17 protein-coding genes are annotated in these 24,001 nt (G+C 68.8%); 9 read left to right on the forward strand and 8 right to left on the reverse strand.

Annotated features, from left to right (window positions below; translation table 11 throughout):
- Positions 1–15: 15 nt before the first annotated feature.
- Positions 16–711, forward strand: coding sequence for a MotA/TolQ/ExbB proton channel family protein (locus ABL840_RS03260; protein WP_093301542.1), 696 nt, complete (start codon positions 16–18; stop codon positions 709–711).
- 28 nt (positions 712–739) lie between these two features.
- Complete coding sequence (locus ABL840_RS03265) at positions 740–1,213, forward strand: ExbD/TolR family protein (protein ID WP_093301543.1); 474 nt, start codon at positions 740–742, stop codon at positions 1,211–1,213.
- Between the two features lie 104 nt (positions 1,214–1,317).
- Here the strand turns inward: ABL840_RS03265 and ABL840_RS03270 are convergent, their stop codons facing one another.
- The 6 genes from ABL840_RS03270 to ABL840_RS03295 all read right to left on the reverse strand — a co-directional run bounded on the left by ABL840_RS03270 (position 1,318) and on the right by ABL840_RS03295 (position 13,350).
- The gene (locus ABL840_RS03270) at positions 1,318–3,801 is read right to left on the reverse strand and encodes a glycogen/starch/alpha-glucan phosphorylase (protein ID WP_093301545.1); all 2,484 of its coding nucleotides are present in this window, start codon (positions 3,799–3,801) and stop codon (positions 1,318–1,320) included.
- A gap of 23 nt (positions 3,802–3,824) precedes the next feature.
- Entirely contained in the window at positions 3,825–5,297 is a 1,473-nt protein-coding gene (gene glgA / locus ABL840_RS03275) for a glycogen synthase GlgA (RefSeq protein ID WP_093203782.1), read from the reverse strand.
- Between the two features lie 10 nt (positions 5,298–5,307).
- Positions 5,308–6,624 carry a glucose-1-phosphate adenylyltransferase gene (glgC, locus tag ABL840_RS03280; protein WP_093203785.1) on the reverse strand — a complete coding sequence of 439 codons (1,317 nt, stop codon included), beginning with the start codon at positions 6,622–6,624 and terminating at the stop codon, positions 5,308–5,310.
- 91 nt (positions 6,625–6,715) lie between these two features.
- On the reverse strand, positions 6,716–8,824 hold the full coding sequence (gene glgX, locus ABL840_RS03285; RefSeq protein WP_093301546.1) for a glycogen debranching protein GlgX: 2,109 nt from the start codon (positions 8,822–8,824) through the stop codon (positions 6,716–6,718).
- 666 nt (positions 8,825–9,490) lie between these two features.
- Complete coding sequence (gene glgB, locus ABL840_RS03290; protein WP_093301548.1) at positions 9,491–11,668, reverse strand: 1,4-alpha-glucan branching protein GlgB; 2,178 nt, start codon at positions 11,666–11,668, stop codon at positions 9,491–9,493.
- Positions 11,669–11,673: 5 nt separating this feature from the next.
- On the reverse strand, positions 11,674–13,350 hold the full coding sequence (locus ABL840_RS03295; RefSeq protein ID WP_093301549.1) for an alpha-amylase family glycosyl hydrolase: 1,677 nt from the start codon (positions 13,348–13,350) through the stop codon (positions 11,674–11,676).
- 135 nt (positions 13,351–13,485) lie between these two features.
- On the opposite strand from ABL840_RS03295, the gene ABL840_RS03300 reads away from it, so the two are divergent.
- From ABL840_RS03300 to ABL840_RS03310, 3 genes are read left to right on the forward strand one after another with little or no spacing between them, the layout of a single operon-like run.
- On the forward strand, positions 13,486–14,946 hold the full coding sequence (locus tag ABL840_RS03300) for an NAD(P)-binding domain-containing protein (protein WP_093301551.1): 1,461 nt from the start codon (positions 13,486–13,488) through the stop codon (positions 14,944–14,946).
- A gap of 14 nt (positions 14,947–14,960) precedes the next feature.
- On the forward strand, positions 14,961–15,470 hold the full coding sequence (locus ABL840_RS03305; RefSeq protein WP_093301553.1) for a CMD domain-containing protein: 510 nt from the start codon (positions 14,961–14,963) through the stop codon (positions 15,468–15,470).
- On the forward strand, positions 15,467–16,069 hold the full coding sequence (locus ABL840_RS03310) for a peroxidase-related enzyme (RefSeq protein WP_093301554.1): 603 nt from the start codon (positions 15,467–15,469) through the stop codon (positions 16,067–16,069). Before ABL840_RS03305 ends, ABL840_RS03310 begins: the two co-directional genes overlap by 4 nt.
- Here the strand turns inward: ABL840_RS03310 and ABL840_RS03315 are convergent.
- Both ABL840_RS03315 and ABL840_RS03320 read right to left on the reverse strand, forming a co-directional pair.
- Complete coding sequence (locus ABL840_RS03315; protein ID WP_093301556.1) at positions 16,061–17,143, reverse strand: NAD/NADP octopine/nopaline dehydrogenase family protein; 1,083 nt, start codon at positions 17,141–17,143, stop codon at positions 16,061–16,063. The genes ABL840_RS03310 and ABL840_RS03315 overlap by 9 nt on opposite strands.
- Positions 17,136–18,110: a Bug family tripartite tricarboxylate transporter substrate binding protein gene (locus tag ABL840_RS03320; RefSeq protein WP_093301558.1), complete on the reverse strand. Its 975-nt coding sequence runs from the start codon at positions 18,108–18,110 to the stop codon at positions 17,136–17,138. The genes ABL840_RS03315 and ABL840_RS03320 overlap by 8 nt, the downstream gene beginning before the upstream one ends.
- A 204-nt stretch (positions 18,111–18,314) precedes the next feature.
- On the opposite strand from ABL840_RS03320, the gene leuS reads away from it, so the two are divergent.
- The 4 genes from leuS to ABL840_RS03340 all read left to right on the forward strand — a co-directional run bounded on the left by leuS (position 18,315) and on the right by ABL840_RS03340 (position 23,978).
- Complete coding sequence (leuS, locus tag ABL840_RS03325; RefSeq protein ID WP_093301560.1) at positions 18,315–20,945, forward strand: leucine--tRNA ligase; 2,631 nt, start codon at positions 18,315–18,317, stop codon at positions 20,943–20,945.
- Between the two features lie 35 nt (positions 20,946–20,980).
- Complete coding sequence (gene lptE, locus ABL840_RS03330) at positions 20,981–21,502, forward strand: LPS assembly lipoprotein LptE (RefSeq protein WP_093301561.1); 522 nt, start codon at positions 20,981–20,983, stop codon at positions 21,500–21,502.
- Positions 21,503–21,521: 19 nt separating this feature from the next.
- Entirely contained in the window at positions 21,522–22,595 is a 1,074-nt protein-coding gene (gene holA / locus ABL840_RS03335) for a DNA polymerase III subunit delta (RefSeq protein WP_093301563.1), read from the forward strand.
- Between the two features lie 81 nt (positions 22,596–22,676).
- The gene (locus ABL840_RS03340; RefSeq protein WP_093301564.1) at positions 22,677–23,978 is read left to right on the forward strand and encodes a glutamate-5-semialdehyde dehydrogenase; all 1,302 of its coding nucleotides are present in this window, start codon (positions 22,677–22,679) and stop codon (positions 23,976–23,978) included.
- Positions 23,979–24,001 lie beyond the last annotated feature (23 nt).

A 24,001-nucleotide genomic window follows, 5' to 3' on the forward strand; every position in this document is an offset into this window, starting at 1 on the left:
CCGGAAGGACCGCCGATGAGCGTGCTCGAACTGCTGGCCCACGGTGACGGCGTCAGCCGTTCGGTGGCCGCGCTGCTGCTCGCGATGTCGATCGCGAGCTGGGTCATCATCCTCTGGAAGGCGTGGCTGCTGCGCGGCGGCACGCGCGACGTGCTGCGCAGCATCGCGGCGTTCTGGCAGTCGTCCACGCTGGCCGACGCCGAGCAGAAACTCAGGGCCTTCGACCGCGCGACGCTGGTGTCGCCCGCCGTGTCGGCCATCCGGAATGTGACCGCCGGCGAAGCGGCAGGCACGCTGGGCGCCACGGTCGACCGCAACCAGCGGCTCACGCGCGTGCTGCGCGACGCCCTGCACGGCGCGCTGCGCCGGCTGCAGGCGGGGCAGATCCTGCTGGCCACGGTCGGCGCCACCGCGCCCTTCGTCGGGCTGCTGGGCACGGTCTGGGGCATCTACGGCGCGCTGACGGGCATTGCCGGCCAGACCGGCGGCTTCACCATCGACAAGGTGGCGGGCCCGGTCGGCGAGGCGCTCATCATGACGGCCTTCGGCCTGGCCGTGGCCATTCCGGCCGTGCTGGCCTACAACGTCTTCGGGCGCGTCATCGGCCGCATCGAAGCCGAGCTCGAAGGCTTCGCGCACGACCTGCTGGGCAGCTTCGGCGCCCCGGCCGCGCCCGTCGCGCCGCCGCCCGCGCGGCCGATGCCGGTCTGAGAGCACGCAGACAGCAAGAGCCGCAGCCATGGCCTTCGGTCGCACATCACTGGGCAGCGCCACCGGCGGCGGCGGTCGCGCCATGGGCGCGGGCGCGCAGCGGCCGCTGTCCGACATCAACGTCACGCCACTGGTCGACGTGATGCTGGTGCTGCTGGTGATCTTCATCATCACCGCGCCGCTGATGGCCAGCTCGATCAAGCTCGACCTGCCGCAGACCGACGCCGGCCAGCCCAACGACGCGCCCAAGTTCGTGAGCCTGTCGGTCGACGCATCGGGCAAGGTCTTCCTCAACGACAAGGCCGTGACCGACGAGGAACTGGCGCAGCAACTCGAAAAGGCCGCCGCCGACAGCAAGGACACCGAGGTGCAGCTGCGCGCCGACCAGACCGTGCCCTACGGCAGGGTGGTCGCGCTGATGGGCATCGCGAACAAGGCAGGGCTCAGCCGCATCGGTTTCGTGACCGAGGCGGAGGCTGCGCCGCAGAAGCCACCTCGCTGATCTGACTCTTTTTTCGTGGACACCGCGGAACCGGCTTTGCCGGGCCGCAGGTGTCGCCCCCTGCAAGGGGGTGGGCGGCCACACGAAGTGGGCAAGCCTGGGGGTTAGCCAAGTACTACCGGCTTGGTGTGCCAGATCTCGTGCGCATACTGCGCAATCGTGCGGTCCGACGAGAACACCCCCATCCCCGCCACGTTGAGGATCGCCGTGCGCGTCCACGCGTCCGAGTCGCGGTACAGCGCATCGACCTCGGCCTGCTTCGCCACGTAGCTCGCGTAGTCGGCCAGCAGCAGGTAGTGGTCGCCCCAGTTCACCAGTGCGTCGTAGATGCCCTGGTAGCGCGACGGCTCGCCGGGTGAGAACTCTCCGTCGCGGATCGCGTCGAGCACGCGCTTGAGCTCGGCGTTCTCCTCGTAGATCTCGCGCGGCTGGTAGCCCCGCGCGCGGATGTCGGCCACCTCGGGCGTGGTGTTGCCGAAGATGAAGATGTTCTCGGGCCCCACGCTCTCGCGCATTTCCACGTTCGCGCCGTCCAGCGTGCCGATGGTGAGCGCGCCGTTGAGCGCGAACTTCATGTTGCCGGTGCCCGAGGCTTCCGTGCCCGCCGTGGAGATCTGCTCCGAGAGGTCGGCCGCCGGCATGATGACCTCGGCCAGGCTCACGCTGTAGTTCGGCAAAAACACCACCTTCAGCAGCTTGCCCACGCGCGCGTCGGCGTTGATGGTGCTCGCCACGTCGTTGATGAGCCTGATGACCAGCTTGGCCATCGCATAGGCCGACGCCGCCTTGCCCGCGAACACCACCACGCGCGGCACCATGTCGATCGGCGTACCCGCGGCCTGCGCGTCGAGGATGCGGTGGTAGCGCGTCACCACGTGCAGCACGTTGAGCAGCTGCCGCTTGTATTCGTGGATGCGTTTGACCTGCACGTCGAACAGCGCGTCGGTGTCGATGTCGATCTTCAGGTGCTGCTCGACCCAGTTGGCCAGCCGCAGCTTGTTCTCGCGCTTGGCGTGACGGAACGCGCGCACGAAGGCAGGCTGCGCGGCCATGGGCCTGAGCGCCTCCAGCTGCGACAGGTCGCGCCGCCAGCCCTTGCCGATGCGCTGGTCGAGCAGCGCCGCCAGCGGCGGGTTGGCCTGCGCCAGCCAGCGGCGCGGCGTGACGCCGTTGGTCTTGTTGTTGAAGCGCTCGGGAAAGATCTTCGCGAAGTCCGAGAAGATCGACTGCTTCATCAGCTCCGAGTGCAGCCCCGACACGCCGTTGACCGAATGGCTCGCGAGCACCGCCACGTAGGCCATGCGCACGCGCCGCTCGCCGGCCTCGTCGACCAGCGAAAGGCGGCGCATCAGCTCCACGTCGTTGCCCACCTTCTGCGTCACGGCGGCAAGGAACTTCGCGTTGATGTCGTAGATGATCTGCAGGTGCCGCGGCAGGATGCGCCCCAGCATCTCCACCGGCCAGGTCTCCAGCGCCTCGTGCATCAGCGTGTGGTTGGTGTAGCTGAACACCTTCTGCGTGTGCGCCCAGGCCACGTCCCAGGAGAGGCCGTGCTCGTCGAGCAGCAGCCGCATGAGCTCGGGCACCGCCAGCACGGGGTGCGTGTCGTTCAGGTGGATGCTGACCTTCTCCGACAGCTGGTCGAAGGTCTTGTGGTTGCGCAGGTAACGGCGCAGCAGGTCCTGCACGCTCGCGCTGCAGAAGAAGTACTCCTGGTGCAGCCGCAGCTCGCGGCCCGAGGGCGTGGAGTCGTCGGGGTAGAGCACGCGGGAGACGTTCTCCGAGTGGTTCTTGCTCTCCACCGCCTGCATGTAGTTGCCGCGGTTGAAGGCCGAGAGGTCGATCTCCTCGGTGGCGCGCGCCGACCACAGCCGCAGCGTGTTGGTGGCCTGCGTGCCGTAGCCCGGGATGATGGTGTCGTAGGCCACCGCCAGCACGTCGTGCGTGTCGACCCAGTCGGCCGCGCCCGATACTGCGCCGGCGCCCTCGCGCTTCTGCACGTGGCCGCCGAAGCGCACGCGGTAGTTCACCTCGGGCCGCTGGAACTCCCACGGGTTGCCGCGCGTGAGCCAGTAGTCGGGTGTCTCCACCTGCTGGCCGTCGACGATACGCTGGCGGAACATGCCGTATTCGTAGCGGATGCCGTAGCCCATGCCCGGCACGCCCAGCGTGGCCATCGAGTCGAGGAAGCAGGCCGCCAGCCGCCCCAGGCCGCCGTTGCCCAGCGCCGCGTCGGGCTCGCGTTCGGACAGCGCCGCCATGTCCACGCCGAAGTCGGCCAGCGCCTCGCGCACGGTGTCGTACAGGTCCACCGCCAGCAGCGCGTTGGTGAAGGTGCGCCCGATCAGGAACTCCATCGACAGGTAGTAGACGCGCTTCAAGTCCTGCGCGTAGTTGGCGCGCGTGGTCATCATCCAGCGCTCGACCAGCTGGTCGCGCACCGCCTGCGAAGTGGCGTTGAGCCAGTCGTCCTGGCTGGCCGCGACCGGGTCCTTGCCGACCGCGTAGATCAGCTTGTTGGCCACGGCGCGCTTGAAGGCCGCGACGTCGCGGTCGGGGTGGTCGTAGGCGAAGTCCTTGATCGTCATGGGAACGCTCCCGGGTTATCTATCTATTGCTGGATGGCTTGACGGTAGACGTCGATGTACTGCGCCGCCGCCGTGGCCCAGTCGGCCGGCCGCCGCATGGCGTTGCCGCGCACGCGGCGCCAGTCGGGCGCGCGCTCGTGCAGGGCGAAGGCGCGGCGCACGGCGCGCTCGTAGTCGGCCACTTCGAAGCGGTCGAACACGAAGCCGGTGGCCTCGCCGCTGGCCAGGTCTTCCAGCGAGCTGTCGACCACCGTGTCGGCCAGCCCGCCGACGCGGCGTACCAGCGGCAGGGCGCCGTACTTCAGGCCGTACATCTGCGTGAGGCCGCAGGGTTCGAAGAGCGAGGGCACCAGGGTCACGTCGCCCGCGCCGAAGAGCTGGTGGGCCAGCGTCTCGTTGTAGCCGATGGTCACGGCCACCGACTGCGGCGCGGCCGCCGCGCGCTGGCGGAAGGCTTCCTCCAGCCAGGCCTCGCCACTGCCCAGCAGCGCGAGCTGCCCGCCCTGGGCCAGCAGCGCGTCGAGCCCGCCGAGCACCAGGTGCAGGCCCTTCTGCTCGGTGAGCCGGCTCACGACGATGAAGAGCGGCGCATCGGGCCGCTCGGCCAGCCCCAGCTGGTGCTGCAGCACCGACTTGCAGCGCGCCTTGCCGGCCATGTGCCGGCCTTCGGGCGTGTGATAGCCCTGGATCAGAGCGGCGTCGGTGGCGGGGTTCCAGACCTTGTCGTCGACCGCGTTGAGGATGCCGCTGAGCACCGCGCTGCGCTGGCGCAGCAGGCCGTCGAGCCCGCAGCCCTGCTCGGGCGTCTGGATCTCCAGCGCGTAGGTCGGGCTCACGGTGGTGAGCCGGTCGGCGAAGTACAGGCCGCCCTTCATGAACGAGATCTGGCCGTGGTATTCGAGGCCGTTCATCTGGAACGCCGGGCCGGGCAGGCCGAGCTCCGCAAAGTGCCAGGGCGCGAAGATGCCCTGGTAGGCCAGGTTGTGCACGGTGAAGACGCTGCCCACGCGCGGGCCGCCGGCCTGCCGCGCGAAGTGCAGGTAGGCCGGCGCGAGCGCGGCGTGCCAGTCGTGCGCGTGCACCACCTCGGGCTGCCACTGCGGATCGAGCCCCTGCGCCAGCTGCGCCGCCGCCCAGCCGAGCAGCGCGAAGCGGCGGTGGTTGTCGCCGTAGGGCTGGCGCGAGATGTCCTCGTAGGGGTTGCCGGGCCGGCCGTAGAGCGCCGGCGCGTCGATCACGTAGGCCGGGATGCCGGGCGTGCCGTCGATGTCGATGTGCCCGAGGCGCAGCCCGAAGCCTTCGCCCCAGGGCGCATCGAAGGCGGCCACGGGCGCCAGGTCGCGCACGCCGGCCACGATGGCGGGGAAGCCCGGCAGCAGCACGCGCGCGTCCTGCCCTTCGGCGATGAGCGCCAGGGGCAGGGCGCCGGCGATGTCTGCCAGGCCGCCGGTCTTGAGGAGGGGGAAGAGTTCGGCGCTGACCTGGAGGATTCGCATCGTTGGTGGATCAGGCCGAGGCCAGTCGTTTGAGCATCTCGCGGGTGACCAGCACCACGCCGTTCTCGGTGCGCTCGAAGCGAGCGGCGTCCGCCTCGGCATCTTCGCCGATCACCATGTCCTCGGGTATGACGCAGGCGCGGTCGATCACCACGCGGTTCAGCCTGGCGCCGCGGCCGACTTCCACGTCGGGCAGCAGCACGGCCTCGTTGATCTCGCAGAAGGAATGCACGCGCACGCCCGAGAACAGCACCGAGCTGCTGACCTTGGAGCCCGAGACGATGCAGCCGCCGGAGACGATGGTGTTGACCGTCATGCCGTGGTGCCCGTTGCGGTCGAGCACGAACTTGGCCGGCGGCAGCTGCCGCTGGTAGGTCCAGATGGGCCAGTCCGTGTCATAGATGTCGAGCTCCGGGGTGATGGAGGCCAGGTCGAGGTTGGCTGCCCAGAATGCATCAATCGTGCCCACGTCGCGCCAGTAGGTCTTGGCCTCCGGCCCGCGCGAGGCCCGCGTCACGCAGGACATGCCGAAGGGATGGGCCAGCGCGCGGCCCTGGGCCACGGCGCGGGGGATGATGTCCTTGCCGAAGTCGTGGCTCGAATCGGGGTTGGCGTTGTCTTCCTCGAGCAGCTGGTAGAGGTACTCGGAATCGAACACGTAGATGCCCATGCTCGCCAGCGCCGTGTCGGGCCTGCCGGGCATGGCGGGCGGATCGGCGGGCTTCTCGAGGAAGTCGGTGATCTGGCGGCCGTCGTCCACGGCCATCACGCCGAAGGCCGTGGCCTCCATGCGCGGCACCTCGATGCAGCCGACCGTGCAGCCCAGGCCGCGCTCGGCATGGTCCTTCACCATCAGCGAGTAGTCCATCTTGTAGATGTGGTCGCCGGCCAGCACCACCACGTAGTCGTGCCTGGTGGAGCGGGTCTGGATGATGTCCAGGTTCTGGAACACCGCGTCGGCCGTGCCGCGGTACCAGTGCTCGTCGCCCACGCGCTGCTGGGCGGGAAGCACGTCGACCATCTCGTTGAGCTCGGCGCGCAGGAAGCTCCAGCCGCGCTGCAGGTGGCGCATGAGCGAGTGCGACTTGTACTGCGTGACCACCGCCATGCGCCTGATGCCCGAGTTCAGGCAGTTGGACAGCGCGAAGTCGATGATGCGGAACTTGCCGCCGAAGTACACGGCCGGCTTGGCGCGCCGGTCGGTCAGCTGCTTGAGGCGGGAGCCGCGTCCGCCGGCCAGCACCAGTGCGATGGTGCGGCGGACCAGTTGATGGGCCTGCAGCTCCTGCTGTTGCGGTAGCTGCGCTTGCGGTGTTGGGTTGTCCATCCTGAGTCTCCGTTCGTTGGTTTGTTCGCTTGCCGGAATCCGCCGTCAGAGTTTCTGCATCGAGACTAGCACCGCGCCGTACGCCTGGCTCCTACGTTCTTGCAATCCCGATGCTCGAGAAAGGCACCTGCAGCGCGCCGGTCAGCGCCCGGCCCTGTGCGTTGTCCGGATCGCTGTCGGGATCGGTGGACAGGCATAGGCGCCACGCGCCCGCCGGCAGCGTGAACGACACGGTCTCGGGGCCCGCGTTCACCATCACCAGCCATGCGCCGCCGTCCGCGGTGTCGTGAGGAAAGTCACGGCTGAAGAGGATTGCAAGGGCCGTGCCCGAGCTCCATTCGGCGGGCGTCATCGGCTCGCCGTCGGGGCGCAGCCAGCGGATGCCCGGCGCTCCCCGCGGAGCCTCCCTTGACGGCTCTTCCGCCGGCCACCAGCGCGTGCTGCGCAGGGCGGGGGCCTCGCGGCGCAGCGCGGCGAGACGGGCCACGAAGGCGCTCATGCGCGCCGCGTCGCTGCCGGGCGCCGACGTGCCGATCCACGCGAGCCAGGTGGTCTCGTTGTCCTGGCAGTAGGCGTTGTTGTTGCCCTGCTGGCCGTGGCCGATCTCGTCGCCGGCCAGCAGCATGGGCGTGCCCTGCGACAGCATCAGCGTGGCGAGCAGCGCGCGCCGCAGGCGGGTGCGCAGGGCGAGCACGGCGGGGTCGTCGCTCGGGCCCTCGACGCCGCAGTTGTTGCTCATGTTGTGGGCGTGGCCGTCGCGGTTGCCCTCGCCGTTGGCGAGGTTGTGGCGCTCGCCGTAGCTCACCAGGTCGCGCAGCGTGAAGCCGTCGTGCGCGGTGATGAAGTTGACGCTGGCCGTCGGCGCGCGGCCGTGGTGCGCGAACTGGGCGCTGGAGGCGGCGAAGCGATGGGCGAAGTCGCCGAGCTTCGCCCTGTCGTCATGGTCCTGCCGCAGCCAGAAGCCGCGCTGCGTGTCGCGGTAGCGGTCGTTCCACTCGAGCCAGCCGGGCGGGAACCCGCCGAGCCGGTAGCCGCCGGGGCCGATGTCCCAGGGCTCGGCGATGAGCAGCGTGCGCGAGAGCACGGGGTCTTGCGCGATGGCGGCGAAGAAGGGCGCGCGCGCATCGAACCCGCGTTGCGCGTCGGCGCGGCCGAGCACGGGCGCGAGATCGAAGCGGAAACCGTCGACGCCCATCTCGCAGGCCCAGAAGCGCAGGCTGTCCATCACGAGCTGCAGCACGCGGGGCTCGCCGAGGTTCAGGCAGTTGCCGGTGCCGGCCCAGTTCTCGTAGAGCGCGCGGTCGTCGGCGCGCAGGTGGTAGTAGAGCGCGTTGTCGATGCCGCGCATCGAAAGCGTGGGGCCGAGCTCGTCGCTCTCGGCGCTGTGGTTGTAGACCACGTCGATCACCAGCTCCATGCCGCGCGCGTGGATCGCGTCGGCCATCGCGCGGAACTCGCCGGCGGGCGTGGTGCCGGGGCGGCCGCTCCAGTAGCGGGCTTCGGGCGCGAACCAGCCGATGGTGTTGTAGCCCCAGTAGTTGCTCAGGCCCATGCGCAGGAGGCGCGGCTCGTCGGCGCGGTGCTGCACGGGCATGAGGCTCAGGGTGGTGATGCCCATGCGCTGGAGGTGGTCGAGTACCGCGGGTTCGGCGAGGCCGGCGTAGGTGCCTCTGAGGGCTGCGGGGACGGCGGGGTGGAGTTTTGTCTGGCCCTTGACGTGGAGTTCGTAGAGGACGCGGTCGCCTGAGGGGATGCGGGCGTGGCCTGCAGGTCCATGCTCGGTCGGTGCCGGCGCTACCCGGGCTTTGAGGGCGATGGCTGCGTTGTCTCGGGTGTCTCTTTTTTCTGGGTTCGCCGGGTCGTGGCCCAGGAAGAGGTCGCTGCCGTCGTAGGTGCCTACGATCTCGCGGGCGTATGGGTCGAGGAGCAGCTTCGATGGGTTGAAGCGCTGGCCTGCCTTGGGGTTCCAGGGGCCGTGGACTCGGTAGCCGTAGACGAGGCCTGGTTTGCCGCTTGGGAGGTGGCCGTGCCAGATGCCGTCTGATTGTTCTTTCAGGCTGAGGCGTTGTTGTTCGTTCTTGCCTGTGGTGTCGAAGATGCAGAGGTCTACTGCTTCTGCTATGGGGGCTGCTATTGCGAAGTTGATGCCTTGGGGGGAGGGGGTTGCGCCTAGGGGGTAGGGGTTGCCTGGGCTCAGCATTGTTGTGGGCTCCTCATGGAGTTTGCTTCCCGGGGCCGGGTCTCGGCCCGGCGGCCGACTCACTTTCTTTTGCTTCGCCAAAAGAAAGTAAGCAAAGAAAAGGCGACCCCACTGTCTGCGACCCCTTCGCTTCGCTACGGGGCAACCTGCGGTGCTCGCGTTTCGCGGGGTCTCGCAGAACTCGCTTCGCTCAGACAGCTGCGAGCCCTGATCCGCGAAACGCTGCGCTCCTCGGCGCAGCCAGAGGGGAGGGGAGACGAACGGGCCATCGCGTTGCTCGGCCTCCAAGGCACGGCAGGCGCTTCGCGCCTGCCGTGCTTGGAATGAGGTGCTGGACAGGATTGGATTGAGATTCGGGGCCGAGCGAAGCGAAGGCCAGTGTGGGCTGTTCAAAGGCCGAGCAACGCGATGGCCCGTTCGTCTCCCCTCCCCTCTGGCTGCGCCGAGGAGCGCAGCGTTTCGCGGATCAGGGCTCGCAGCTGTTTGAGCGAAGCGAGTTCTGCGAGACCCCGCGAAACGCGAGCACCGCAGGTTGCCCGTAGCGAAGCGAAGGGGCGCAGACAGTGGGGTCGCCTTTTCTTTGCCTACTTTCTTTTGGCGAAGCAAAAGAAAGTGAGTCGGCCGCCGGGCCGAGACCCGGCCTCGGGAAGCAAACAACCTCAAAGATCAAACCAGCACCCACATCAAGGTCCCCAGCGGCGGCACGCTAATAGACAAGGAGTCCGTCTTTCCATGCCAAGCCACAGGCGAACTCTCGACAACCCCATTCCCCACACCACTCCCCCCATAGACAACCCCATCCGTATTGATGACCTCCCGGTAGGACCCGCTAGAAGGAACCCCCAGTCGATACCCATGCCGAGGCACAGGCGTGAAGTTGCAAACCACGACAACAAACGCCCCATCCCGCGCCCGCCGCACAAAAGCAAACACCGACTGATCCGAATCGTCATGCACGATCCACTCGAACCCTTGAGCCTCATGGTCCAGCTCATGCAGCGCAGGAAAGTGCCGATAAACGTTGTTCAGATCCCGCACCAGCCTCCGCACCCCCTGATGCGCCGCGTGCTCCAGCAGATGCCAATCCAGACTCCGATCGGCATTCCACTCCGCGTACTGCGCGAACTCCCCGCCCATGAACAGCAGCTTCTTCCCCGGATAGGCCCAGAGGTACCCATACAGATTGCGCAAGCCGGCGAACTTCTGCCACTCGTCACCGGGCATGCGCCCGATCATCGATCCCTTGCCATGCACCACCTCGTCATGCGACAGCGGCAGCACGAAGTTCTCGCTGTGCGCATACATCAGCCCGAAGGTGATCTGCCGGTGATGGTGCTTGCGGTAGACCGGATCGGTGCCGGCGTATGCCAGCGTGTCGTTCATCCAGCCCATGTTCCACTTGTAGTGGAAGCCCAGCCCGCCGTCCTCGGGCGGCCGGGTCACGCCGGGAAAGCTGGTCGATTCCTCGGCGACCGTCATCGCGCCGGGCCGCTCGACGCCCACCACGCGGTTCATGCGGCGCAGGAATTCGATGGCCTCCAGGTTCTCGCGCCCGCCGAGCGCGTTGGGCACCCACTCGCCGGACTTGCGGCTGTAGTCGCGGTACAGCATCGACGCCACAGCGTCCACGCGCAGGCCGTCCACGCCGTAGCGTTCCAGCCAGTACAGCGCATTGCCGACGAGGTAGTTGCGCACCTCCGTGCGCGCATAGTTGAAGATCAGCGTCTGCCAGTCGTTGTGGAAGCCCTCGCGCGGATCGGCGTACTCGTACAGCGCGGTGCCGTCGAAGCGGCCGAGGCCGTGCGAATCGGTGGGGAAGTGCGCAGGTACCCAGTCGAGGATCACGCCCAGCCCCGCCGCGTGCGCGGCCTCGACGAAGTGCCGGAAGTCGCCCGGCGTGCCGAAGCGCGAGGTCGGCGCATAGAGGCCGATGGGCTGGTAGCCCCACGAGCCGTCGAAGGGGTGCTCGCTGACGGGCAGCAGCTCGATGTGCGTGAAGCCCATGTCGCGCGCATAAGGCACCAGCGTGTCGGCCAGCTCGCGGTAGTCCAGCCATTCGTGGCCGTTCTTGCGGCGCCACGAGCCCAGGTGCACCTCGTAGATGCTGATGGGCGCGTCGCGCCCGTTCGCGGCGGCGCGGCCCTCGGGCATCTTCACCGGCGCGGGCAGGGGCTGCACCACGCAGGCGGTGTCGGGGCGCAGCTGCGCCGAGAAGGCGAAGGGGTCGGCCTTGCGCAGCACCTCGCCCTGCGCCGACAAAATCTCGAACTCGTAGCTGTCGCCCACGGACACGTGCGGCGCGAAGATCTCCCACACGCCGCACTCGCGGCGCAGCCGCATCATGTGGCGCCGGCCGTCCCAGTTGTTGAAGCTGCCCACCACCGACACGCGCTTCGCGTTCGGCGCCCACACCGCGAAGGCCACGCCCTTCACGCCGTCCATCTCGCGCAGGTGCGCGCCCAGGCGCTCCCACGGCCGCAGGTGCGTGCCCTCGGCCAGCAGCCACACGTCGGTCTCGCCGAGCACGAACGGAAAGCGGTAAGGGTCTTCGAGCCGCGAAGTGTGCGTGTCCCAGTCGACCTGGAACGAATAGCCCATGCGGGCTTCGGCCGCCGGCACCAGTCCGCTGAACAGGTCCGACTCGGGATGGCGCGAGAGGATGGAAAGCGGCCAGCCGGTGCGCGAATGCACCACGGCCACGTGCTGCGCGCCGGGCAGCAGCGCGCGCACCACCAGGCCCTCGGCCGTCTCGTGCGGGCCCAGCACCGCGAACGGATCGCCGTGCTCGGCGCGCATCAGCGCGTGGATATCGGCTTCGGGCAGCGGCTTGGTCTTCGATGACATGGTGGTCAGCTTCGTCCTTCTTCCGCGGCGGGCGTGCCGAAGAAGACGCCGTACGGCGCAAGCACCAGCATGCGCCTTTCGTCTGAGTCCTGGATGACGGCGGTCGGCGCGAGCGGCTGTCCGACCAGAGGCATCAACCCGTCGGGCAGCGGCATCGACACCGGCTCGCCACCGAGGTTGAAGACGGCCTGCAGCGAATGGAGGCCGTCACCGCGCTCGAAGTGCAGCAGGGGCTCCGGCGCATCGATGAAGCGGATGCCGCCGGTGCGCAGCAGCGGCTGGGTACGCCGCCAGTGCAGCAGCGCGCGGCTGAAGGCCAGCATCGAGCCGGGGTCGGCGGCCTGCCGTTCGACGGCCAGCGGCAGGTGCGGGCCGTACACCGGCAGCCAGGGCGTGCCGGTGCTGAAGCCGCCGTTGGGTGCCTCGGGGGTCCAGGGCATGGGCGTGCGGCAGCCGTCGCGGCCCTTGAACTCGGGCCAGAAGGCGCGGCCGTACGGGTCCTGCAGCAGTTCGAAGGGCACCTCTGCCTCGGGCAGGCCCAGTTCCTCGCCCTGGTAGATGCTGGCGCTGCCGCGCAGGGACAGCAGCAGCGCGAGCCAGAGCCGGTCGCGGCGCGTGTCGGGCACGCCGCCGTCGCTCCAGCGCGTGGCGACGCGCGGCACGTCGTGGTTCGACACCGCCCAGCAGCCCCAGCCGCCCGTTTGCGCGAGCGCGTCGTCGAGCGCCTCGACCTGGTGGCGCAGGTGCGCGGGGCTGTGGTCGGCCGTCAGCAGGCTGAAGCTGTAGGCCAGGTGCAGGCGCTTGTCGCGCTCGGTGTACCGGGCCATGACCGGCGGCGCGTTTTCATCGCCGACCTCGCCCAGCGCCACCGCGCCGTAGTCGTCCAGCAGCCGGCGCAGGCTTTCGAGGAAAACCAGGTTCTCGGGCTGGCTCTTGTCGTACAGGTGCTGCTGCATCGCGTACGGGTTGTCGGCGCGCACCGTGCTGACCTCGCCGATGGAGGCCAGCGTGGCCGGCGGGTTGTCGCGCAGCAGCGCGTCGTGGAACTGGTGGTTGCAGGCGTCGAAGCGGAAGCCGTCCACGCCGCGCTCGCACCAGAAGCGCACCTCGTCCAGCAGCGCGGCCTGCACCTCGGGGTTGTGGAAGTTGAGGTCGGGCTGCTCGGCGAGGAAGCTGTGCAGGTAGTACTGGCGCCGGCGCGAGTCCCACTGCCAGGCCGAGCCGCCGAACACCGAGAGCCAGTTGGTCGGCGGTGTGCCGTCGGGCTTGGGGTCGGCCCACACGTACCAGTCGGCCTTGGGGTTGTCGCGCGAAGACCGGCTTTCGGCGAACCAGGCGTGCTGGTCGGAGGTGTGCGAGAGCACCTGGTCGATGATGAGCTTCAGGCCCAGTTCATGCATCCGCGCCAGCATGGCGTCGAAGTCGGCCAGCGTGCCGAAGATCGGGTCGACCGCGCGGTAGTCGGCCACGTCGTAGCCGAAGTCCTTCATCGGCGAGCGGAAGAAGGGGGAGACCCAGATGGCGTCGACGCCGAGGCCGGCCACGTGTTCGAGCCGGGACGTGATGCCCGGCAGGTCGCCGATGCCGTCGCCGTCGCTGTCCATGAAGCTGCGCGGGTAGATCTGGTAGATCACCGCGCCGCGCCACCATTCGCTGTTGCTGCCGTCGGTTTTGCTGCCCATGCCGGTCCCTGTGGTCTGAAATCATTGTGGCATGCGAAATCCGGGCCAGTGATACGGTCATGCGGGGCAGCGGCGCACGGTGCGAAGGTCCGTGAAGCTTTCTTTCTACACTGGGCGCCGTTCCCGCTTTTCAAGATGACGACTTCCGATCCCGCTTCCTCCTCTTCCCTGGCCGCGCTCGAGGCGCGGCTTGCCCAGGACCTCGAATACCTCGGCTGGCCCGCCCGCCAGTGGATGCCCGCGCGGCAGGCCGGCGGCGAGCCCATGCTCGACGTGGCCATCGTCGGCGGCGGCCAGGCCGGCCTGGCCGCCTCGGTCGCGCTGGCGCAGCTGGGCGTGCGCGCCGTGATCTTCGACCGCTCGCCCGCCGGCAGCGAGGGCCCCTGGGCCACCACGGCCCGCATGGAGACGCTGCGCTCGCCCAAGGAGCTCACCGGTCCCGCGCTGGGGCTGCCCGCGCTCACCTTCCGCGCATGGTTCGAGGCCCAGTTCGGGCTGGAAGCCTGGACCGCGATGGACAAGATCCCGCGCCTGCAGTGGATGGACTACCTCGTCTGGTACCGCCGCGTGATGGGCGTGGACGTGCGCAACGACACGGCCGTGACCGCTATCCAGCCCCTGCCCGATGCGACCGGCGTGCGCCTCGCGTTGCGCACGCCCGGAGGCGAAAGCAGCGTGCTGGCGCGCCGCCTCGTCCTGGCCACCGGGCGCGACGGCCTCGGCGGCCCGGCCGTTCCCGCCTTCGTGAACGCCCTGCCGCGCTCGAAGTGGGCCCATTCCTCCGACGAGATGGACTACGGCCGGCTCAAGGGCCTGCGCGTGGGCGTGATCGGCGCGGGCTCCTCGGCCATGGACAGCGCGGCCACCGCGCTGGAAGCCGGCGCCCACAGCGTCGAGCTGCTGATCCGCCGTACCGACCTGCCGCGCGTCAACAAGGGCAAGGGCGCGGGTGTGCCCGGGCTCACGCAGGGGCACTACGACCTGCCGGACGAGCTCAAGTGGCGCATCCGCCACTACATCAACGTACTGAACGTGCCGCCGCCGCATGGCAGCACGCTGCGGGTGTCGCGCCATCCCAATGCCTTCTTCAACTTCGGCTGCCCGGTGCTGGCCATCGAGCCGAAGGGCGAGGCGATGCGCGTGTCGACGCCCAAGGGCGACTTCGAATTCGACTTCCTGATCGTCTCGACCGGCTTCAAGGTCGACTGGCCCAACCGCCCCGAGTTCGACGGCATTGCCGCCCATGTGCGCACCTGGAAGGATCGCTTTCAGCCCGCCCCCGGCGACGAAGACCAGGAGCTGGACGACTCGCCCGACCTCGGCCCGGCCTTCGAATTCAAGGAGCGCGCGCCCGGCGAATGCCCGGGGCTCGGGCGCATCCACTGCTTCTGCTACCCGGCGGCGCTGTCGCACGGCACGGTGTCGGGCGACATCCCGGCCATCAGCGACGGTGCGAAACGGCTGGCCAGCGGCATCGCCAGCCTGTTCTACCGCGAGGACTTCGACCATCACTGGGCCAACCTCGAAGTCTTTGCCGAGCCGGAGCTGTTCGGCGACGAATGGACGCCCGCGCTGCCGCCGCAAGAGAGAAATTGAGAAGAAACCGAACCATGACAAGCACACCCGTTTCTGATGTGATCGATGCCGTCGTCCCGCTGACGCCGGACCAGCCCAACTGGGCGCTGCGGCGCCAGCGCGAAAAGGTGCTCGCCGCCACGCAGGGCAGCTACGACGCGATGTTTTCCCCCTCCGTCGAGGGCATCTCGGTGACCGAGCGGCTGCTGGTGGCGCTGCATGCCTGCCGCGTGTCGAAGGCGGACAGCCTGGCGGTGCACTACCGTGACCGGCTCGCGGCCGAGGGTGCCGACGCCGCCGTGGTCTCGGCTGTCGACGCCGGCAAGCCCGTGGCCGACGCACGCCTGCAGGCTGTGCTCGCCTTCACCGGCAAGCTGATCGAGCGGCCCATCGAAGGCGACAGGGCTGCCGTGCAGTCGCTGGCCGAAAGCGGCCTTTCGACGCCGGCCATCGTGGCGATGAGCCAGCTGATCGCCTTCCTCTCGTACCAGATCCGCGTCGCCGCGGGCCTGAAGGCGTTGGCTGCGCTGGAGTTGTCGGCATGAGCGCCCCGATCCGCATCAAGGGCTTCACCAACGAAGTGCTCAAGTGGAAGCCGTGGCTCGACACAGTGAACGTCGACACCGCCACGCCCGAGCAGCTGGCGGCGCTGGACGAGATGAGCCCGCAGGCGCGCACCTCGCCCTACTTCCTCGTGCTGGCGCACCAGCCCGAGATATTGCTGCAGCGCTCCATCGCCTTCAACGCGATCATGTTCGCGCCGGGCGGCATGCCGCGCGCCGAGCGCGAGCTGGGTGCCACGGTGGAATCGCGCGTCAACGGCTGCGTGTACTGCGCCTCGGTGCACGCGCAGCGCTTCGAGCAGCTGGCCAAGCGCAACGACGTGATCTCGCAGGTGTTCGAGGAGCCATCGGGCGCCGGCACCACGGAGCGCGAGAAGGCCATCGTCGAGTTCTCGATCCGCCTGGGCGCGGAGCCCGACAAGGTCACGGCCGGGGACATCCGCAAGCTGAAGGATGTCGGGCTGGGCGAGCTGGAGATCCTCGACCTGATCCACTCGGTGGCCATCTTCGCCTGGGCCAACCGGCTGATGCTCAACCTCGGGGAGCCGGTGTTCCCCGAGGAAGCCGACGGCTCAGCCTAGGCGCGCGAGCAGGCCGGCGACTGTCTCGTTCGCCAGGCCCAGAGGATCGATCAGGTCGTTCCCGCGGCGGTAGTCGGTGCCGTTGACCAGCGAGGCCGCATCCACGATGGTGAGGGTCGCGGGCGTAGGCACGCCGGCGATGGCGCCCAGCGCCTCGACGAAGGCCAGGCCGTAGGGCATGTCCTCGCTCACGTAGCGGGTGTCGGTCTGCGTGGGGCCCGGCGGGCCGCCGCGCTTGGCGTGCAGCTCGGCAGCGATGTCGGCGAGCTTTTCCGACTCGGTGCCGAAGGAGCGGGCGAAATGTGCCTCGATGGGACCGACTTCGATGCCGAAGGCGGCCGCCACGGCGCGGCGCTCGGCATCGAGCGCCTCGATCGCGCGCGACACGCCGGGCGTCATGCAGTGGTACTGCGGCCAGTTCTCGGCGCGCTCGATGCGTGTCCAGTTGAAGACCGCGAGCGGCCCGTGCGACTGCGGATTGACGTTGGCCAGGGCGCTGGCGAGCGCGCTGCCCTGCGCGGAAAAGCCCTCGCCGAAAAGCTCCGTGCACAGAGCGACGGCTGCATTCACCCGGGGGCCGGGCAGGGCGGAGACACCGACCGCCTTGCGCCGCGTCATCACCTTGACCTGCGTGCCCGATTCGCGGCGCGCGGTCAGCACGGTGGTGCCGAAGCTGGCGACGGTGATCCGCCGGCCGGCGCGCACCGCGGCTTCATGCAGATAGAGCGAAGACAGCGAGGCCATCGAGCTGACGATCACCGTCTGGCCGTCGCGCAGGAAGGGCAGCAGCGCGTCCATCACCTGCCTGTGGCCGTTGACTGGCAGGGCGAGCAGCAGCAGGTCGGAGCTGGCGCAGAGCCCGGCCGCGTCGTCGGCGACTTCGACGCTCACCGAAAACGACTCGATGCCTCCGGCTTCCAGCTGCTGCGTGCGCAGCGCGTCAGCGCCCCGGCCACCGGGCGACCAGACGGTGACGCCGTGGCCCGCCCGCCGCAGCCAGGCCGCGCTGGCCAGCGCGATCGCCCCGGCGCCCGCGATGCCGACGCGGTATTTGCGGCCCGCGGGCTCAGTCAACCTTGATTCCGCCTTGCTTGATGACCTTGGCCCAGCGCTGGCTGTCTTCCGTCACGACCTTGCCCAGAGCCGCCGCGCCGCCGCAGGTATTGACTGCGCCCAGCTGGGCGAAGCGCTGCTTCGTCTCCGGCAGGTTGCACACCTCGACCAGAGCCGCCGACAGCTTCTCGATGCTCGCCGCCGGCATGCGCGCCGGCGCCATCACGCCGACCCAGACCGGCACTTCCATGCCCGGCAGGCCCGTGGCGTCGCCGATGGTTGGGGCCGAGCCCATGCTGGGCAGCGCGGCGCGCGAGAAGGTGCCGAGCACGCGGGCCTTGCCGCTGGCGACCATGGGCTCGATCGAGGCCACGCTGGTCACGATGGTCGCCACCTGGCCGCCCAGCAGATCGGTGAGAGCCGGCGCGGCGCCGCGGTAGGGCACATGCAGCAGGTTCACGCCGCTGGCCTGGGCCAGCAGCGCACCGGTCAGGTGCGAGACGGTGCCGTTGCCGGTCGAGGCGTAGGTGACCTGGCCGGGCTTGGTCTTGGCGTCGCGCAGCACGTCGGCCACCGTCTTGTAGGGGCTTTCGGCGCGCACGGAGAGCGTCATGGGGGTGTCGGCGACCAGGGCGACCGGTACCAGCTCGTGCACCGGGTCGTAGGGGAGCTTGGCCTGCAGGTGGGGCGCGATGGTGACCGCGCCGCCGGTGGCCAGCAGCACAGTGGCTCCGTCGGTCGCCTTGGCCACCGCGTCGGCGGCCACGATGCCGCCGGCACCGGCCTTGTTGTCGATGATGACCGGCTGGCCCAGCTTGTCTGTGAGCTTGGCGCCCAGGTAGCGGGCGATGACGTCCTGCGCCCCCCCGGTGGCGAAGGGCACGACGATGCGCAGGGGCTTGTCGTTCTGCTGGGCCCAGAGGGGTGTGGCGGCAAGGCCGGCGGCGGCCGCGAGGGCCAGGGCAAGGTGTTTCAGGCGCAGTTTCATGGTGTTTTTCGTCCGCGTCGCGTAACAGATGGACATGCATTTTTCGCGAAACACCGCGGAACCGGCTTTGCCGGGCCGCAGGTGTTGCCCCCGGTAGGGGGTTGGCGCAGCGACACGAAGTGCGCGCAGCCTGGGGGTGAGTCTAGTCCGGCGCGATAATCCCGCGTTCCCGGCCGCTCCGAGCCGGGCTCTTGCCGAACCGCCATGAATCCCAGCTACAAACCCAGCGACGTCGAGTCCGCTGCCCAGGCGCAATGGAGCGCCGCCGATGCCTACCGCGTCACAGAGGACGCGAGCCGCAAGAAGTACTACGCCTGCTCGATGCTGCCGTACCCCAGCGGCAAGCTGCACATGGGCCACGTGCGCAACTACACGATCAACGACATGCTCACGCGCTACCTGCGCATGAGCGGCTACAACGTGCTGATGCCCATGGGCTGGGACGCCTTCGGCCTGCCGGCCGAGAACGCCGCGCTGAAGAACGGCGTGCCGCCGGCCAAGTGGACCTACGAGAACATCGCCTACATGAAGGGCCAGCTCCAGGCCATGGGCCTGGCCATCGACTGGAGCCGCGAGATCGCCACCTGCGATCCCAGCTACTACAAGTGGAACCAGTGGCTGTTCCTGAAGATGCTCGAGAAGGGCATTGCCTACCGAAAGACCCAGGTCGTCAACTGGGACCCGGTCGACCAGACCGTGCTGGCCAACGAGCAGGTGATCGACGGCAAGGGCTGGCGCACCGGCGCCACGGTCGAGCGCCGCGAGATCCCGGGCTACTACCTGAAGATCAGCGACTACGCCGAGGAGCTGCTCGAGCACACCCAGCACAAGCTGCCGGGCTGGCCCGAGCGCGTCAAGCTGATGCAGGAGAACTGGATCGGCAAGAGCGAGGGCGTGCGCTTCGCCTTCACGCATGACATCAAGGGCGCCGACGGCAAGCTGATCCAGGACGGCCGCATGTACGTGTTCACCACGCGCGCCGACACCATCATGGGCGTGACCTTCTGCGCCGTGGCGCCCGAGCACCCGCTGGCCGCGCATGCCGCCACGCTCGACCCGAAGGTCGCGGCCTTCATCGAGGAGTGCAAGAGCGGCGGCACCACTGAGGCCGAACTCGCCACGCAGGAGAAGAAGGGCGTGCCCACCGGCCTCACCGTGATGCACCCGATCACCGAGGAGCAGGTGCCGGTGTGGGTCGGCAACTACGTGCTGATCGGCTACGGCGACGGCGCCGTGATGGGCGTGCCCGCGCACGACGAGCGCGACTTCGCCTTCGCCAACAAGTACGGCATCGAGATCATCCAGGTGGTGCTGGTCGACGACGAGCCGCACTTCGACTATCACAAGTGGCAGGACTGGTACGGCGACAAGCAGCGCGGCGTGACCATCAATTCCGACAACTTCAGCGGCATGACCTACAAGGAGGCCGTGGCCGCCGTGGCGCATGCGCTGGGCCAGAAGGGCCTGGGCGAGCTGCAGACCACCTGGCGCCTGCGCGACTGGGGCGTGAGCCGCCAGCGCTACTGGGGCACGCCGATCCCGATCATCCATTGCGAAGAGCACGGTGCGGTGCCGGTGCCCGAGAAGGACCTGCCGGTGGTGCTGCCCACCGACTGCGTGCCCGACGGCTCGGGCAACCCGCTGAACAAGCACGAAGGCTTCCATGCCGGCGTGGTCTGCCCCGTGTGCGGCAAGCCCGCGCGGCGCGAGACCGACACGATGGACACCTTCGTCGACTCGTCGTGGTACTTCATGCGCTACTGCGACCCGAAGAACGACGAGGCGATGGTGGCCGGCGGCGCCGACTACTGGATGCCGATGGACCAGTACATCGGCGGCATCGAGCACGCCATTCTTCACCTGCTGTACGCGCGCTTCTGGACCAAGGTGATGCGCGACCTCGGCCTGGTGAAGGCCGACGAGCCCTTCAGCAAGCTGCTGACGCAGGGCATGGTGCTCAATCACATCTTCTATTCGCGCAACGAGAAGGGCGGCAAGGACTACTTCCCGCCCTCCGAAGTCACGCCCGTGCTCGACGCCCAGAGCCGCATCGTCGGCGGCACCACCGCCGACGGCACGAAGGTCGAATACGGCGGCGTCGGCAAGATGGGCAAGAGCGAACGCAACGGCGTCGACCCGCAGGACCTGATCGAGAAGTACGGCGCCGACACCGCGCGCCTGTACACCATGTTCACGGCGCCGCCCGAGGCCACGCTCGAGTGGAACGACGCGGCTGTCGAAGGCAGCTACCGCTTCCTGCGCCGCGTATGGAACTTCGGCGTGTCGCAGGCCGACGTGGCCCCGGTGGCCATCGCCGGCCAGACCTTCGGCAAGGACGCCCAGGCGCTGCGCCGCGAGGTGCACACCGTGCTGCGCCAGGTCGACTACGACTACCAGCGCATGCAATACAACACGGTGGTGTCGGGCGCGATGAAGCTGCTCAACGCGCTGGAAGGCTTCAAGCCCGACGGCAGCGCGGGCGACGCGGCGGCGGTGCGCGAAGGCTTCGGCATCCTGCTGCGCTGCCTGTACCCGGCTACGCCGCACATCGCGCAGCAGCTGTGGAACGAACTCGGCTACGACAAGGACATGGGCGGCCTGCTCGATGCGCCCTGGCCCACGGTCGACGTGAGCGCGCTGGTGCAGGACGAGATCGAGCTCATGCTGCAGGTCAACGGCAAGCTGCGCGGCAAGCTCAGCGTGCCGGCCGGCGCCTCGAAGGACGAGATCGAGAAGCTCGCGCTCGCCTGCGACGACTTCGTGGCCTTCGCCGAGGGCGCGTCCGCCAAGCGCGTGATCGTGGTTCCGGGCCGCCTGGTCAACGTGGTCATCTGAACCGCCGAACGAACGACTCAATCAACCAAGCAAGCATGAACACTCGCAATGTCTCGCTGCCGCGCCGCGGCTTTCTTCTCGGGCTGACGGCGGCCGGTGCCTCGCTCGGCCTGGCCGGCTGCGGCTTCGAGCTGCGCAAGGCTCCCGTCTTCGCGTTCAAGTCGCTGTCGGTGTCGGGCAACTCGGCCATGATCAACCAGATCAGGCGCGAGTTGCGGGCTGCGGGCTCCGTGACGGTGATGTCGGCCGAGGACGCGTCCAAGGCCGATGTCGTGCTCGAGATCCTGAGCGAGGATCGCAACCGCATCGTGATCTCGACCAACTCGGCTGGACTGGTGCGCGAGCTGCAGCTTCAGCTTCGTGTGCGTTTCAAGCTGCGCACGCCGGGCGGCAAGGACCTGCTGCCGCCCACCGACGTCTCGCAGACGCGAGACCTGAGCTTCAACGAGACCAACGCGCTGGCCAAGGAAGGCGAAGCCGACCTGCTGTTCCGCGACATGCAGTCGGACATTGCGCAGCAGCTGATGCGCCGGCTGGCGGCGCTCAAGGAAATCTGAGGCCGGCTCTTTCTTTTCCATGCAACTTGCCAGCGCTCAGCTCGGGGCCCATCTGCAGAAGGGCCTGAAGCCGCTCTACACGATCCACGGCGACGAGCCGCTGCTCGCGCAGGAGGCGGCCGATGCCATCCGTACCGCCGCGCGCGCGCAGGGCTACACCGAGCGCAGCTCGTACACCGTGGCCGGCGCGCACTTCGACTGGAGCGCGGTGCTCGCGGCCGGGGGCTCGCTTTCGCTGTTCGCCGACAAGCAGATCGTCGAGATCCGCATTCCCTCGGGCAAGCCCGGAAAGGACGGCAGCGCGGCCCTGCAGCAGCTGGCCGAATCGGCGCCCGGCAACGACAGCACGCTCACGCTGGTGATGCTGCCCAGGCTGGACAAGGCCACGCGCACCGGCGCCTGGTTCTCTGCGCTGGAGAACAACGGCGCGAGCATCCAGGTCGACCCCATCGATCGCAACGTGCTGCCGCAATGGATCGCACAGCGCCTGGGCCAGCAGGGCCAGCGCGTGATGCCCGGCGACGAGGGGCAGCGCACGCTGCAGTTCTTCGCCGACCGCGTGGAGGGCAACCTGCTCGCTGCGCACCAGGAGATCCAGAAGCTTGCGCTGCTGCATCCGGCCGGCGAACTGAGCTGGGAGCAGGTGGAGGGCGCGGTCAACAACGTGGCGCGCTACGACGTGTTCAAGCTGTCCGAGGCGGTGCTGGCCGGCAACCCCCAGCGCGTGGCGCGCATGCTCGACGGCCTGCAGGCCGAGGGCGAGGCCGAGGTGCTGGTGCATTACGCCATCGCCGAAGACATCCGCGCCCTCAAGCGCGTGAAGGACGCCATGGCCTCGGGTCGCCCGCTGCCCATGGCGCTGCGCGAGAACCGCATCTGGGGACCGCGCGAGCGCGCCTTCGAGCGCGTGCTGCCCCGGCTGGACGACCGCATGCTGACCCGCCTGCTGCGCGCTGCGCACGTGGTGGACGGCATCGTGAAGGGGCTGAAGCAGCCCGACTGGCCCGCCAGCGGCTGGCAGGCCCTGCAGCGGCTGGCGCTGATGCTGTGCCGGGCTTGCAGCAGCGCAGGCGGCGCCCCGCGGCGCGCCTGAGCCCATCGGTCCGGCTGACGGCTCCAGCCGCCAAAAGGCCTGCGCCAGCCGGGCCGCGGGCCGGCGTGGGAAAATAGCCCGATGAACGCGTTCAACGTAAGCGAACACATGCAGACCCTGGGTCTGCAAGCCAAGACCGCCGCATTTCTCATGGCCCGCGCCGATGCGGCCAGCAAGAACAAGGCGCTGAAAGCGCTGGCCCGCCGCCTGCGCGAAGCCGGCCCGGCGCTGGCCGTCGCCAACCAGAAGGACCTGGAGCGCGCCACCGCCGCCGGCCTGCCGGCCCCGATGGTCGACCGACTGAAGCTCACGCCCAAGGTCATCGAGACCGTCGCCCAGGGTTGCGAGCAACTCGCGGGCATGGCCGATGTCATTGGCGAGATCATCGGCATGAAGCAGCAGCCCAGCGGCATCCGCGTGGGGCAGATGCGTGTGCCGATCGGTGTCTTCGGCATGATCTACGAGAGCCGGCCCAACGTGACCATCGAGGCCGCGAGCCTGGCCATCAAGAGTGGCAACGCGGCCATCCTGCGCGGTGGCTCGGAAGCCATCGAATCGAACAAGGCGCTGGCGTTGCTGGTATCCGAAGCGCTCGGCGAGGCCGGCCTGCCGGTCGAGGCGGTGCAGCTGGTGCAGACCACCGACCGCGAGGCCGTCGGCCAGCTGATCGCCATGCCGGAATTCGTCGACGTGATCATTCCGCGCGGCGGCAAGGGCCTGATCGAGCGCATCAGCCGCGATGCCAAGGTGCCGGTCATCAAGCACCTGGACGGCAACTGCCATGTCTACGTGGACGACACGGCCGAGTTCGAGATGGCGCTGCGCATCGTCGACAACGCCAAGACCCAGAAGTACAGCCCCTGCAACGCCGCGGAGGGCCTGCTGGTGTCGGCCTCGGTGGCCGAGGACTTCCTGCCCGAGATCGCTGCCATCTTCGCCGCCAAGGGCGTGGAAATGCGCTGCGACCCGGCGGCCGCGGCCATCCTGCGCGAGAGCGAGGCGCTGGGTGCTGCCAACCCGGCGGCGAAGATCACCGACGCGGTCGAGTCCGACTGGTACGAGGAATATCTCGCCGCGGTCATCAGCATCAAGGTGGTGGCCGGCGTGGACGAGGCCATCGCCCACATCAACCGCTACTCGAGCCACCACACCGACGCCATCGTGACGCGCGACCATGTGCATGCCCAGCGCTTCCTGCGCGAGGTCGATTCGGCAAGCGTGATGGTCAATGCGAGCACACGCTTCGCGGACGGCTTCGAGTTCGGGCTGGGTGCCGAAATCGGCATCAGCACCGACAAGTTCCATGCGCGCGGCCCGGTGGGCATCGAAGGACTGACCTCGCTCAAGTACGTGGTGCTGGGGCAGGGCGAAGTCCGGAGCTGATGCCCGGGTTCGATGCGTCCGCG

This window comes from Variovorax sp. NFACC27 (genome assembly GCF_048301545.1).
GTDB classification, from domain to species: Bacteria; Pseudomonadota; Gammaproteobacteria; order Burkholderiales; family Burkholderiaceae_C; genus Variovorax; species Variovorax gossypii.